The sequence below is a fragment of the Exobacillus caeni genome, from assembly GCF_005747095.1.
Lineage (GTDB): Bacteria > Bacillota > Bacilli > Bacillales > Guptibacillaceae > Exobacillus > Exobacillus caeni.
Map to the genome: position 1 here is coordinate 42,364 of NZ_SWLG01000004.1, position 14,124 is coordinate 56,487.

A 14,124-nucleotide genomic window follows, 5' to 3' on the forward strand; every position below is an offset into this window, starting at 1 on the left:
CTTTAAAATGGCTGAAAATATTTATGATTACGCGTACGACCTGGAAAAAGCGCTTCGTGATCACCCTGATTTTGTGGAATTGAAAAATATGTATGATGAAGTTAATAACGATCCTTCATCAAAACAGCTTTTCGATAACTTCCGCAACATGCAGCTTGAGCTGCAACAAAAGCAAATGACCGGACAACAAATCACGGAAGAAGAAGCGCAAAAAGCACAACAACAGGTTCAGCTTGTTCAACAACATGAGACAATTTCAAAGTTAATGGCAGCGGAACAGCGCATGAGCCAGCTTATACAAGACATTAACAAAATCGTGACAAAGCCGCTTGAAGATTTATATGGCAGTCCAGAATAAATAGAAAAAGAATCCCATCGGTGGGATTCTTTTTTTCGTCCTTTAGGTATAATTATGAGTTCATTAAGCGCATTCAATAACGCCAACAATTTCAAACGTTTCTGGCTGCTGTGCTACAAGCTCATGGGCCTGGCAGCTTGGGCAGCTCAGTTTATATTGCTGAAAAGAAGAGGCGTTTCCTTCCCGGATTTGATCGCGGAATTCATGGTCGCAATCAGGACATTTGTACACATGGGGTTCTGCTACCGTGCCAACACAATCAAAGCGAATACGTTCTTTTCCTTTTGTCATCATTAGCACTCCTTTCAAAAATGAATTTATTATGGCTTCAACTTTAATGAATTGTTTTAAGTTAGTATCTTTTTACCCAGGCCCTTTCTATGTAAAACAATTGAAACATAAAATAGTAAAAAAGTAGGTTAAAAAGGAATGAAAGGGAGGGCTGTAGTTCTAGGACAGGTCCAATATTCATATTGATATGGTAGAAACGAGCATAGCCTATGAAAAGGGGGATGACCGTGGTATACAGACTGTTAGCGATAGACATCGATGGTACCCTTTTACGTTCAAATCATCGGATCGACCGGGAAACAAAAGAATCGATTGAGTATGTGAAAAACAAAGGTGTGTATGTGACGTTAACAACCGGAAGAAATTTTGCCTCTGCAAAAAAGATTGCAAAGGCGGTAAAACTTGATGATTCTATCCTGATTACCCATAACGGCGGATTTATTGCTTCCTCAGTAGAAGAGCCGGTGTATGAACGGCGATTTTCTTCTGATCAAGTGACAAAAATCGTAGAGATACTTGAAAAATACGATTGCCATATCCGCATCATTCATGAAAGGCAGGCAGTCGGAAATCGTGTGCAGCAAAAAAACTACCTTGCAGCTAAAATGACACTCGGCATCGGTGATCCGCTTTTCTATCCTGTTAGTTTTGTTGAAACATTAAGTGACCATGTGGAAGAAAATCCTATATCACCTCCAAAGATCGATGCGCACTTTTTTGATGAAGAAGAAAGAGCGGCAGCACATCGTGAATTTGCAGTAAGTATGCCGGAAGTCGATGTTACAAAGTCCACTAAATGCAATTTCGAAGTTGTTCCAAAAGGGGTTTCGAAGGCACGAGGTCTGAGTATTCTTGGTGATAAGCTCGGAATAGGGCTGGATGAAATGGTCGCGATCGGTGATTCAGAGAGCGATAAAAAGATGATCGCAAGAGTCGGACTCGGAGTGGCGATGGGGAATGCGACGCGAGAATTGAAAAAGATAGCTGACTGGGTAACAAGATCGAACGACCAGCGTGGAGTATCCTACACAGTAAAAGAGGTCTTTCGAAAACAAATGAGGGTCCAGATAAAAAGTAAATAGAAAAACAATTCGGCTGCTCATTGGAAGCGGCCGTTTTAGCGTTCTATCGACCAAAAGCTCCCCTTATTTACTCTGGCCCTGTGAATATTGTTGAAAAACGTCGAGCGATTTTCCCAAAAAAAATGAAAGGAAAGAAGGAAAACTAGATTTATCCTCGAATAGTTATATTGTTTGGAAAATTTTGAACAATATATTTAGGAGGGATTGTTTTGGAAAAAACGCTTAACATCAATCCGAAGGTCGCAGAGTTTTTGAAAGGCACCAAACAATTGTATATCAATGGAAAGTGGGTTGATTCTCTTTCCGGCAAAACATTTGAAACTGTAAATCCTTCCACAGGTGAAACGCTTGCAACAGTTAGCGAAGCATTGAAAGAAGACATTGACGAAGCTGTAAAGGCTGCAAGAAAGGCATTTGATGAAGGTCCATGGTCTAAGATGTCAGCAGCATCCAGAAGCCGACTCATTTATAAATTGGCAGATCTAATGGAGGAAAACAAAGAAGAGCTTGCCCAGCTCGATACGCTTGATAACGGTAAACCGATACGTGAAACAGCCAATGCCGATGTACCGCTTGCGATTGAACACTTCAGATATTATGCTGGTTGGGCAACCAAGATTATGGGGCAGACGATTCCTGTATCCGGAAAGTTCTTTAACTATACCCGCCATGAAGCACTTGGTGTAGTTGGACAAATCATCCCATGGAACTTCCCGCTGTTGATGGCTGCATGGAAATTAGGAGCGGCGCTGGCGACAGGTTGTACAGTTGTATTAAAACCGGCTGAACAAACTCCGCTATCTGCACTTTATCTTGCTGAACTGATGGAAGAAGCAGGATTCCCAGAAGGTGTTGTCAATGTGGTTCCAGGATTTGGAGAAACAGCTGGCGACGCTTTAGTGCAACATCCACAGGTTGATAAGATTGCCTTCACTGGCTCGACTGCGGTTGGAAAATATATTATGTCCCAGGCTTCAAAAGACTTGAAGCGCGTAACGCTTGAGCTTGGAGGAAAGTCGCCGAACATTATTCTGCCTGACGCTGATATGTCCCGTGCGGTACCTGGAGCGATGAGCGGAATCATGTTCAACCAGGGACAGGTTTGTTGTGCCGGTTCCCGCCTGTTCGTCCAGAAAAAATCCTTTGATAATGTGATGGCAGACCTTGTAAGCCATGCACAGAAAATCAAACAGGGAAGAGGAATCGATGCTGATACAGAAATGGGACCGCTCGTTTCCCAGGAACAGCATAACCGCGTACTGGATTATATTAATAAAGGTAAGTCGGAGGGTGCCGAGCTGTTAACAGGTGGTAACGTTCCTTTTGAAAACGGTTACTTTGTTGAGCCGACTGTCTTTGCGGACGTTGATGATAAAATGACGATCGCGAAGGAGGAGATTTTCGGCCCTGTAGTAGCTGCGATGCCATTTGAAGATTTAGACGAGGTGATCGACCGCGCGAATGATTCCGATTACGGACTGGCTGCCGGGTTGTGGACAGAAAATGTTAAGAATGCGCATTATGTTGCAAACCGCTTAAAAGCAGGTACCGTCTGGGTGAACTGCTACAACGTATTTGATGCAGCATCTCCATTTGGCGGTTATAAACAGTCAGGTATGGGAAGAGAAATGGGCTCCTATGCGCTGGATAACTATACGGAAGTAAAGAGTGTTTGGATTAACTTAGGTTAATAAGAGGAGCAAGCGCCTGGAGATCCAGGCGCTTTGTTCATGTATACTGTTCAGGAGAGTTTAACAGACGACCCTCGCAGCTCCGGTTGATTCTATTCACGAAATAATCCTGTTCTCCGGCAAGCTTAACATTTTCCAGCGGAATCCATCGGTAAAGAAAGACAAGGCCATTATCGCTATCATGGCTTTTTATCCTGTGAACAAAGGTAGCGGAAACAGGTTTCTCTGCTTTGAGAAGATAGAAATGGCGATGATGCAGTTCGTTTCGTTCCTTAACCGCATAGTGATAGTCCCCAAGTTTTGCCACTAAAGTTAGTCCTTCTAATCCGGATTCCTCACTTATTTCCCTTAACAATGCTTCTTCTAAGCTTTCATTTTCTTCGACAGTTCCTGCCGGGACCTGAATGCCCGCTTCTGGAAAATCCCTATGCTCATGAACCAGTAATTCAATCCTCTCTTCGGTTTTCCTGATAATATAAGCCAATACTTTTTGCCCGGTTATCACTGCGAATCCCCCTTTCAGACAGCAGCTCATTTACTTTCTGGAATACATAGTCTGAAAACGCAAGCAAAAGGTCATCAGAAAAGCAATCTTCATAAACCTTTCCTGAATAGATAAGATATGCTTTTTCGGCAGTTCGATTAAATGGTTCAGGCAGCATGCCCGCTCCCCATTTACCGCCTTCTTTCTTTGAAAGAATAGATCCGCTTTTAACAAAGGAATAAACCCTGCAAAGGTTTAATATGCTATAAATCGGCGTATCAACGATTTGCTCCCTGGCACTCTCGAAATCATCCATGATCGCATCCAAATAATCTTCAAGAGGCACTTCAGGAAATACGTCTGCAGCTTTTTGCCCTGAGAGGGTAATGCCCCTTTTTAGAAGAATCGTTATATGGGCAGCGAGATCAGGGTCACCAGGAAATGGCGTTTCCAAAATCGTGCTTCGTTTGCGATGGCGTCAGGCCTCACTATAATGAAATTCAAACGGGGAAGGATGCTTCCAGGGGTGGAGGCTTGCTTCTGAAAGAACGCTGATCTCTAGCGGATGCGGATTGTTGGAGATCTCAAGCAAGTAATCGAGTAATGTCTCTTTTTGTTTAAAAGACAAAGAGGAGCTACTGACCGCAAGAATATCGATATCGCTCCTTGCAGGATTAAAGCACCCCATTGCAAGTGACCCATGTAAATAAATACCTGTTAAATCATTGCCAAGGATGTCAATCAAACGTTTGTTTAACTCATTGAGCTGCTGCTGTACCGAGTACGGGAACTCTTGATGTATCGTTTGCATGTTGATCGATCCTCCGATCTATTTAAAGTGAAGAAGCTCCCCTCCATAGGGAAAAGAGCTAACACTAATAACGCGTGCAGTGATTTGCACGCGTAAGGATAGCAGATTAATGGTTACCTTTGAAAAATGATAAGTTTTCCTGCAGATGAAACAACACGGGCAGTATGATCAGAAAAGCCTTTTTCTTTCAGCATATTGTTTCCTATTTCTTTGGCTTCCCTGTCATCTTTTGCTTCGAAAGTTTCATCTAATACATTAGAGCCGTCTTTTTCAAAAACTGTTATGATATATTTTTCCATCTTGTAACCTCCTTGAGTTGCCTATATGTAATATTCTTAAATGGATATTGTTTTCCCTTCTAAAGGAGAGGAAAATCTTAAAAAGTTTTAAAAAGGGCGGAAAAATTATGAATCATTTTTGTGTTTCAATCGTTATACTAGATGTGCAGGAAGGAGGAACGACATGGCATTAGATATAAAAGACGTAACAAAGAGATTCGGAGCTTTTACAGCTGTGGATCATTTAAATCTAACAGTTCCTGAAAAAGAGATTTTTGGTTTGCTTGGCGCTAATGGCGCAGGAAAGACGACAACTTTTCGAATGCTGCTTGGACTGATAGACCAGACGGAAGGGCAGATCTCCTGGAAGGGCGAAAAAATAAACTATGATACTAGCCATTTAATCGGGTATTTACCGGAAGAAAGAGGGCTGTATCCTAAATTGACCGTAAAAGATCAGTTATTATACCTGGGACGCCTAAGAGGAATGAAAAAGACGGAAATTATTCAAGAGATGGAAAACTGGCTAACCCGTTTTAAAGTACCGGAATATAAAAACAAGAAAGTGGAAGAGCTTTCAAAAGGGAATCAGCAAAAGATACAGTTCATTGCAGCTGTCATACATAATCCCCAGTTATTAATACTCGATGAACCGTTCAGCGGGCTCGATCCGGTCAATGTAGAGCTGTTGAAGGAAGCTGTAGTCGATTTAAAAGAGAAAGGAACTACGATTCTTTTTTCCAGCCATAGGATGGAGCATGTGGAAGAACTATGCGAACATCTCTGTATTTTACACAAAGGGAAGCCGGTGGTTGCAGGGTCTCTAAAAGAAGTGAAAAGGTCTTTTGGAAAGAAGAATGTTTTCATCGATGCAGAATTTGACCTGTCATTTCTTAGCGAGGTTGAAGGCGTTGTAAAATTCAAGCGAACGGCCAGGGGAGCTATCATCCAGATCAATGATGAATCAGTTTCACAAAGATTGTTTCAACAGCTATCAGGAAAAGGGTTTGTCCGTAAGTTTGAATTAGAAGAACCTTCCCTCAACGACATTTTTATAGAGAAGGTAGGTGCTTCTTATGAATAAGTTCTGGGTTGTCCTTTTTCACACTTACCTTCAACGGTTAAAATCAAAATCATTTCTAATCACTACTGCGATAACGATTGCGTTAATTTATGGACTCGTAAACCTGCCTACAATTATGGATTATTTTGATAAAGACAAAATCGAAAAGGTCGCAGTAATCGATAAAAGCAATGTACTGTTTGCACCTCTTCAAAAGCAAATCGAACAAATGAATGGAACGATCGACCTGGAGCATTATGAAGGAACGGAAGACAGTGCGAGGACACAGGTTATGGAAGGCGAACTGGATAGTTATCTTATACTAAAAACGAATTCAAAAGGGTTCCCGGAGGCTACCTATAAAGCAAAAACAGTAGCTGAACAAAGGGTACCCGCTGATCTTGAGCAGGCTCTTCAACAGATTAAGGGAGGGATTGCCGCCGAGCAGCTCGGCTTAAGCGAAGCACAGATCGCAGAGGTCTATTCACCTGTCGATTTTAACAAAGTTGCCCTGGAGGAAGGCGCAAAAACAGAGGATGAGTTGAATCAGGCCAGGGTGTTTGTTTATATCTTACTGTTTGTCATTTACTTTTCAGTTCTTTTTTACGGAAACATGATCGCAGTAGAAGTAGCGACCGAAAAGGCTTCAAGAGTGATGGAAATCTTGATTTCAAGTGTTTCTCCCGTAAAGCAAATGTTCGGCAAAATTTTAGGGGTGGCACTGTTAGGGCTCACCCAGTATTTCTTGATTCTTCTGTCGGGTTTTCTTTTCCTGCGGGGATCCGGTTCGACAACTATCAACGAAGGGTTAGTTAGCTTCCTGGATTTTAGCAACCTATCCTTAGAACTTATCGGTTATGCGGTAATTTTCTTTTTGCTGGGATATCTCCTTTACGCAACACTGCTTGCGATGGTCGGTTCGCTTGTAAGCAGGGTAGAAGAGGTGCAGCAAATGATTATGCCTGTTCAGTTGTTTATCATCGCCGCATTTTTCATTGCGATGTACGGCCTCAGCAACCCTGAAGCTGGAATTGTCACGGCAGCTTCTTACTTTCCGTTGTTCACTCCGATCGTTATGTTTTTAAGAATCGGGATGATCAATATACCCTGGTGGGAAGCTGGATTAGGCATATTACTCTTAATCGGTTCCATTGTTGTTTGTGCTCTGGTCGGGGCTAAAGTGTATCGCGGCGGTGTATTAATGTATGGGAAATCAACGTCATTAAAGGATTTTAAAAGAGCACTGACACTGGCAAAAAAAGAATCATAACAATCTCTAGATTTAGAAAGAAGGGCATGCAGGACGGCAAACGTGTTGCATGCTTTTTTACGCTTTGGAGGACAAAAGGACACTGGTTCCGTTATTTGATGAAATTCTTATAAATTATGCCTCTACTAAGGCTAATAACGAATCCTATGTCCTATAAAATGGAAAAGCGATACTAGATTCCAAAATAACGCCACCAGTGTCCGCTATCAAAACTTTACTCGATTCCTGTGCATCATATCCAGAAAGATAAAAAATATTCATACGGAAGGGAACGTGCGCTCGTATTGTGATAAAATAAAAGCAATAAGTTAAAGATGGGAAAGGTCTGATGACAATGAGCAAACTTACATTTATACATACGGCAGATCTGCATCTCGATAGTCCGTTTAAGGGGCTCCATTCATTGCCGTCATCTATATACGAGAGAATGAAAGAAAGCACTTTTCATTCCCTGCATAACATTGTTAGCCTGGCGGTTGAAAAAAAAGTAGATTTTGTTCTGATTGCAGGTGACTTGTTTCACAGTGAAGAGCGAAGTTTGCGTGCCCAGATAAAGCTTCATAATGAGCTCATCCGTTTAAAAGACCACCATATCGATTGTTTTATTATTCATGGTAATCACGATCCGCTGGATGGGTACTGGGTCAATCTTGAATGGCCGGAAAATGTCCATATCTTTGGCGAAGAGACGAGCTTTAAACCATACTATAAGAACGGAAAATTGATGGCCCATTTATATGGGTTCAGTTATCCAACGAAAAGGGTTACGGATAACCGCACACAAGAATATGTGAAAAAAGAAGGTCCGGATTTTCATATCGGAATGCTTCATGGAAACGTACAGGGAGCTTCTGACCATGAAGCATATGCCCCTTTCAAAGTAGAACAACTTCTTGAAAAGCAGTTTGATTATTGGGCACTGGGCCATATTCATAAACGGCAGGTTCTCACTTCAGAGCCACCGATTTTATATCCCGGAAACATTCAGGGCTTGAGTAAAAAAGAGACAGGGGAGAAGGGCTGTTATTTAGTCGAATTGGAAAAGAAAAGGACACGGCTCACGTTTCAAAATACAGCGGAAATTATCTGGAAAAAGGTGGAAGTTCCGATCGATGGGTTAACTTCCTTTTCAGAGCTTTACTCTTGTTGCGAAGAGGTTATCGAAGGGATCCGCTCAGACCATTATGGAGTAATGGCAACTCTTATGTTCACAGGCAGTGGGACCATGGACGACTTTCTTCAAAACGATCAGGAAATCGAGGATCTTATCGTCTCATTAAGGGACGGCGAAGAACGAAAAAAAGATTTTATATGGATTGCAGAATGGAAAGTGGAAACAAATCCAGATTGGGATAGAGAAGAGTTGAAGCATAGCGAACTATTCGCAGGAGACATCGTAAGACTCAGCGAACAATACGAAGACAAAGATATTGATGAAGCGCTGAATCCCCTTTTTCATCACCGGAGAGCAAGGCATTTTATCTCGAAGCTATCAACCAGTGAAAAGCAGGAGCTTATCCGTGATGCTGAGAAGCTATTATTGAACAGCCTTTTAAAGGAAAGAACATAGAGGGGGAACACAATTGAAGTTACGAACGATTCATATTTACGGGTTTGGTAAATTTGAAAATAAAACATTTGAGAACTTTTCCCCCAACCTTCAAGTTATTTATGGAGACAATGAAGCTGGAAAATCTACAATCATGTCGTTTATACGGTGCATGCTTTTTGGCTTTCCGACGAAAGGGCAAAGCGAGTATCGATACGTTCCGAAAACACACAGCAAGTACGGGGGCAAACTGATTGTAGAGCTTGAAGACGGCGAAATTATCCAGATTGAACGGACCTATGGAAAGGCAACGGGGGATGTCACTGTTCAATTCAGTGATGGAACAATAGGCGGTGAAGAAACGCTCGGCGAATTATTGGGCGGACTGGACAGGCAAACATTCCAGAATATTTTCTCATGTGACTTAACCGGACTGCAAAACCTGGAAAACATAAACGAGGAAATGTTGAACCGTTACCTTTTTGAAGCGGGTACAACAGGCGGTAGCGGCCTTTCACACGTTGAGCAGGAGTTGGATAAAAAGCTTTCAGAACTTTTTAAGCCATCAGGCAGAAAGCCGACATTGAATCAACAGCTCTTTGAACTGGAAAAAGTGAAAGAAAGGCTGGAGGACTGGAAACAAAAAAACGAAACCTATAACAATCTACTTGGGCAAAAAGGCAAAATAAAACTGGAGCTTGAAGAACTCTACACTGACAAAAAGAACTACGAAGCAGAAAAACACCTGTTGGAGAAGAAGAAGCAGCTCCTGCCATTAGTAAATGAACAAAAGAGCCTGGAACATCAGTTGAAAGAACTCCCATCTTATGCACCGTTTCCTGAAGACGGCGTCCAGAGGTTGGAAAAGTGGAAATCTCAAATCGTCCTTTTAAAAGGAGAATGGAATGAGCTGAAAAACCGCTGCTCAAACATTGACCGGGAAATCGAGGATCTGGATCTTAACGAGAATCTATTGAATAACGGTGGGAAAGTAGAAGCTTTAAAAGAAAGAGAATCCATGGTTCAAAATAAAAAAGAAGCCCTTCGTTCCTACAAAACGGAAATCAACACACTTGAAGAGAAGATCAACCGCTCGATTGGAAAGCTTGGAGAAGAGTGGTCCGAAGAAGATTTGCTTGAGACAGACACAAGTTTCGCTGCAAAAGAGCAATTAAAAGAACTATTATCATCAAAGGTAAAGCTCGAGCAGAGAAAGGAGTTTCTTGATCATTCTTTGATGAAGGCGAGAGAAGAACTGGAAGAAGCAGAACAGGAAGGAAACCAGTTAAGAGAAGATCTCCTGTCCGATCAGGAGTACTCTGAAAAAGAAGAGGCGGTTCAAAAATGGGATAGTGTTAAAAATCGGGAAGAACGCATCCATGTATTAACAAGAGAAATTCAACTAGAGGAACTGAACAGGAGTAGTGGAGGAAAAAAAGAATCGTCTTTTCTTCCCATGTATCTCCTGATTGGATTCGGAGTAATCAGTATCTCTTTTCTTTTTCTCTCCGGTGAGTGGATATTCGCAGCGGTAACGATGTTCCTGTTAGTGTTAGGAAGCCTTTTGTTTTATAAAGCCAGCCAGCAGAATCCATCTGTTGATAGTGGTGCGGACTTAAAAGCGCTGGACAGAAAGAGGGAAGAATTAACCAGGTTAAAAAGCATTCATCATAAGGATGAAGATAACCTGGAGCAAGATGCCCGGAATGCCCTATATCTTCTTGAACTGCATGAAAAGGCAAGCTTTCAGTATGGACATGCAAAGGAAAGGATTAAACGGCTGGCACGAAATTACGATCAAGAAGCCGAAAAGTATGACGAATGGGAAATAGAATACCATACTAACGAGAATAAGCTTATGGCGTGGATCCATTCATACCGATTTCCCGTTTCGTTTCCTTCGGCTTCGTTAATTGAAGGATTTGAATTGATCGAAAGAGCTAAAGAAGAAATCAAACAAAGGGATCACATGATTAAAAAGGCAGGAGTTCTAGAAGAGTATTTGGCCAAAGAGGAGAATGAATTAAAAGAATTATGCGATCAGTTTGCTATTGTTTATAGAGGGACGGATGTATCACTTGCAATGCTATGGCAGAAGTACCAGGGTGAATTAGATAAAAGAAAACAGCTTGAATACCTTTCTGAGCGAAGAAGGGATGTAATGGAAAGCCTCGGTACAGTAGAACAAAAGATTTCCACCTGCCAAAGTGCGATCGAAGAACTACTGGATGAAGCGGCATGTTCAGATGAAGATTCCTTTCGCTTAAAAGGAAACACAAGAGAAGGAGCTATAAAGCTCCAGCAACAGCTAACTTTAATTAAACATCAGATGAGGATGAGCGGATACAGCGGAGAGTTTATAAAATCGATCGCAAGCAGCGAAAACCAGACCCAACAGGAGATAGACTTACAAGTAGCAAACGTGAAAACAAAATTGACCCAGTTGACAGAGCGAGAAAAAGAAATGAACCGGCTTGCCGCTGAAAATAATCATAAGATGGAAAGTCTTTTAGAAGGGGAAAACTATGTAGACGCCTTGCATGAATACCATCAAAGCCAGAGCCGATTTCAACAGGGAGCATACGAGTGGGCAGTTTATGCGGTCGCAAAGGATATGCTTGGCAGGGCAAAATCTAATTATCAGCAAGAGCGCCTCCCGATTGTTCTAGAAAAGGCAGAGGAGTATTTTTCCTATATTACAGAAGGGAAGTACACCAGGCTCTACCAACCTGCAGGTGATAGGGGATTTACAATAGAACGGATGGATGGCATCGTATTTTCCCCGAAAGAACTGAGCAGGGGCACAAGGGAACAGCTTTACTTATCGATAAGGCTTGCATTGGCCGGGTCTTTTTCGAAAAAGTATCCAATCTTGCTTGATGATTTATTAGTGAACTTTGACCGGTTAAGATCATCCCAAACGAGAAGATTGATTCAGAAGGTCTCAGAGGAACATCAGGTGCTGTTTTTTACCTGCCATCCCTATAATCTGGATTCATTTGAAAAAGAAGAGCTTCTCCATCTTGTATAGTTGTGTTTTGATTTCACGGCATGGGCCATTTTATGTCATACTTTATATAAAAGCCGTTTGGAATGAGGTGATCGGAATTGAGTGAGAGCTATATCGTTCATCTAGTAGAGGATGAACAAAGTCTTTCTCAAGTATTGAAAGCGTATATGGAAAAAGAGGGCTGGAAGGTTCGCACATTTTTAGATGGGGAGGAAGCCCTTGATCATCTAGATCAAAAATGCCACTTGTGGGTCTTAGATATTATGTTGCCAGGGATCGATGGCTATGAATTGTTAAATCGAATCAAGGCAAGGGATGATATCCCTGTCATATTTATATCAGCCAGGGATGAAGATCTTGATCGGATCGTGGGCCTTGAACTAGGAAGCGATGACTATCTTGCCAAACCGTTCTTGCCGAGAGAACTAGTGATCAGGGCTAAAAAGATATTAAGCCGTTTTTACCAGCAAAAAACGCCTCAGAAAATAGAGCTTGCGGGCTATGTGATGGATCCTGTAAGCCGCAAAGTGTTTGAAAAAGGAGAGCCGGTAGATTTAACGACAAAGGAAATGGAGCTTCTCCTGTATTTAGTTGAACATTTAAACGAAACGCTGCCAAGAGAAGAGATCTTAACCCATGTATGGGGCAGGGACTATGTTGGATCAGATCGGGCGGTAGATGATGTGGTAAGAAGAATTCGGAAGAAGCTGCCAAGGATTAACCTGGAAACCTCCTATGGATATGGATACAGGTTGATTTCATGATCCGCTTAAATTTACGAAAAAGAATCTGGCTTTCGTTCGGCATTTTAATTCTTCTGGTCGGCCTTGTTATTGCTATAATTTATCCACTTTCTATTGAAGGTACGCTTACGGAAGAAACGTATCAAATCATTGAAAATGAACAGAGAAGATATACAGTTCCACAGGCTGAGCCAAATCTGCCTCCAGAGACAGAGCAAGACTTTATCGAGCGAAGAGAAGCAGAGCGGTCTGTCGGCCATGCGATTATCAGCAAGCTGTATGGGGATATTCTGCAGGGAGACCCTCTTCCGACTACTGTTTTTATAGAAATGAGAAACCATGCCAGGATCCAGGGGGAGGATGTAGCCAGATATCAGCTGGATTATAAACAGGCGACCCTGTTTTATGTGATTCGAAAAATACAGTTTAATAATCAGGAAGCATTTTTTGTTTCCTATATGTGGGATACTTATCGAAACCGTATGGTAGAACGATTATGGGAAAGCCTTGTGGTGATTCTTGCTGCTGCATTGCTCTTAAGTCTATTTCCGGCAGCATGGCTTGAGCGGTATTTACGGCAACCGCTTGTTATGCTAGGCGACCGTTTTGAACAAATCGCCAACCGGAACTGGAAGGAACCGTTTCATTGGAACGGTGATGAAGAATTCCAAACGCTCTCCGCCCAATTTGAGAAGATGAGGCAAAACCTGATCCGTTATGATTCTGCACAAAGAACGTTTATCCAGCATGCATCACATGAACTAAAGACGCCGATCATGATTATCCAGAGCTATGCGCAGTCAATAAAAGACGGAGTCCTTCCGCAGGAAACGACGGAAGAAACGATGGATGTTATCATGAAGGAATCGAGAAGGATGGAACGCCGTGTTAAAGACATGCTGTACTATATCAAGCTCGACTCGATAACCGAGCCCGAGGATGAAAAAGTACCACTGAAATTTGGGTCTCTTGCTGAAGAGATTAAAGAGCGGTTCATGTACCACAGGGAAGATATTGATATTAAAATTAAAGGCGATGAAGTAGCATTTATTGGGGACCGGGAACAGCTGGAAATTGCGCTGGATAATCTTGTGCAAAATGCGCTTCGATATGCTGAGAGTGAAATTATCTTGTCCGCCGAGCAAGACGGCCATGAAACAAAAATTAGCGTTTTTAATGACGGCCAGCCGATTTCTTTTGAAAACATCGACCAAAAACAGTTGTTCGAGCCTTTCCAAAAAGGAGACAAGGGCCAGTTCGGCCTTGGCCTTGCGATTGTAAAAAAAGTGATTCAGCGACACGAAGGAACAGTAAGTGTTGAGAACCTGGAAAATGGGGTCTGTTTTCAAATGAAACTTCCGAAAGAAACCGATACAAACTAAAGAACGGTACATATGCTGCTGTTCTTTTTGTTTGAATCCAATGACAGAATCAATCTAGCCTGTTACCAGACAATGGGATAACCCATCTATCAATCTATTGTTATATAATGTG

General features: G+C 42.0%; 14 protein-coding genes. 9 read left to right on the plus strand and 5 right to left on the minus strand.

The features are described from left to right. Positions 1 to 7: 7 nt before the first annotated feature. Positions 8 to 358 (plus strand): YlbF/YmcA family competence regulator, encoded by a 351-nt coding sequence (locus FCL54_RS05670; RefSeq protein WP_138124100.1) that lies wholly within the window; start codon positions 8 to 10, stop codon positions 356 to 358. A 63-nt stretch (positions 359 to 421) separates the two neighbouring features. On the opposite strand, the gene FCL54_RS05675 is transcribed toward FCL54_RS05670, so the two are convergent. Continuing rightward, the gene (locus tag FCL54_RS05675) at positions 422 to 649 is read right to left on the minus strand and encodes a hypothetical protein (protein ID WP_138124102.1); all 228 of its coding nucleotides are present in this window, start codon (positions 647 to 649) and stop codon (positions 422 to 424) included. 227 nt (positions 650 to 876) lie between these two features. On the opposite strand from FCL54_RS05675, the gene FCL54_RS05680 reads away from it, so the two are divergent. Both FCL54_RS05680 and FCL54_RS05685 read left to right on the plus strand, forming a co-directional pair. Continuing rightward, on the plus strand, positions 877 to 1,731 hold the full coding sequence (locus FCL54_RS05680) for a Cof-type HAD-IIB family hydrolase (RefSeq protein WP_138124104.1): 855 nt from the start codon (positions 877 to 879) through the stop codon (positions 1,729 to 1,731). Positions 1,732 to 1,940: 209 nt separating this feature from the next. Continuing rightward, positions 1,941 to 3,422 (plus strand): aldehyde dehydrogenase family protein, encoded by a 1,482-nt coding sequence (locus FCL54_RS05685; RefSeq protein WP_425467102.1) that lies wholly within the window; start codon positions 1,941 to 1,943, stop codon positions 3,420 to 3,422. A 37-nt stretch (positions 3,423 to 3,459) separates the two neighbouring features. Here the strand turns inward: FCL54_RS05685 and FCL54_RS05690 are convergent, their stop codons facing one another. The 4 genes from FCL54_RS05690 to FCL54_RS05705 form a co-directional block, all read right to left on the minus strand. Continuing rightward, positions 3,460 to 3,927: an NUDIX hydrolase gene (locus tag FCL54_RS05690; RefSeq protein ID WP_171016699.1), complete on the minus strand. Its 468-nt coding sequence runs from the start codon at positions 3,925 to 3,927 to the stop codon at positions 3,460 to 3,462. Continuing rightward, positions 3,869 to 4,360, minus strand: coding sequence for a DUF4111 domain-containing protein (locus FCL54_RS05695; protein ID WP_138124109.1), 492 nt, complete (start codon positions 4,358 to 4,360; stop codon positions 3,869 to 3,871). Before FCL54_RS05695 ends, FCL54_RS05690 begins: the two co-directional genes overlap by 59 nt. A gap of 24 nt (positions 4,361 to 4,384) precedes the next feature. Next, positions 4,385 to 4,717 (minus strand): nucleotidyltransferase domain-containing protein, encoded by a 333-nt coding sequence (locus FCL54_RS05700; protein ID WP_138124111.1) that lies wholly within the window; start codon positions 4,715 to 4,717, stop codon positions 4,385 to 4,387. Between the two features lie 113 nt (positions 4,718 to 4,830). Further along, positions 4,831 to 5,016: a YhzD family protein gene (locus tag FCL54_RS05705; protein ID WP_138124113.1), complete on the minus strand. Its 186-nt coding sequence runs from the start codon at positions 5,014 to 5,016 to the stop codon at positions 4,831 to 4,833. A gap of 163 nt (positions 5,017 to 5,179) precedes the next feature. Between FCL54_RS05705 and FCL54_RS05710 the strand changes: the two genes are divergently transcribed. From FCL54_RS05710 to FCL54_RS05735, 6 genes are all read left to right on the plus strand, one after another. Then, positions 5,180 to 6,079, plus strand: a complete 900-nt coding sequence (locus FCL54_RS05710) for an ABC transporter ATP-binding protein (protein ID WP_138124115.1) — start codon at positions 5,180 to 5,182, stop codon at positions 6,077 to 6,079. Further along, positions 6,072 to 7,328, plus strand: coding sequence for an ABC transporter permease (locus FCL54_RS05715; protein ID WP_138124117.1), 1,257 nt, complete (start codon positions 6,072 to 6,074; stop codon positions 7,326 to 7,328). The genes FCL54_RS05710 and FCL54_RS05715 overlap by 8 nt, the downstream gene beginning before the upstream one ends. A gap of 334 nt (positions 7,329 to 7,662) precedes the next feature. Next, positions 7,663 to 8,898: a metallophosphoesterase family protein gene (locus tag FCL54_RS05720; protein ID WP_171016700.1), complete on the plus strand. Its 1,236-nt coding sequence runs from the start codon at positions 7,663 to 7,665 to the stop codon at positions 8,896 to 8,898. A 13-nt stretch (positions 8,899 to 8,911) separates the two neighbouring features. Next, positions 8,912 to 11,908, plus strand: a complete 2,997-nt coding sequence (locus FCL54_RS05725; RefSeq protein WP_138124121.1) for an ATP-binding protein — start codon at positions 8,912 to 8,914, stop codon at positions 11,906 to 11,908. A gap of 77 nt (positions 11,909 to 11,985) precedes the next feature. After that, the gene (locus tag FCL54_RS05730; protein WP_138124123.1) at positions 11,986 to 12,651 is read left to right on the plus strand and encodes a response regulator transcription factor; all 666 of its coding nucleotides are present in this window, start codon (positions 11,986 to 11,988) and stop codon (positions 12,649 to 12,651) included. Further along, positions 12,648 to 14,012, plus strand: a complete 1,365-nt coding sequence (locus tag FCL54_RS05735; protein WP_138124125.1) for a sensor histidine kinase — start codon at positions 12,648 to 12,650, stop codon at positions 14,010 to 14,012. Before FCL54_RS05730 ends, FCL54_RS05735 begins: the two co-directional genes overlap by 4 nt. Positions 14,013 to 14,124: the final 112 nt, after the last annotated feature.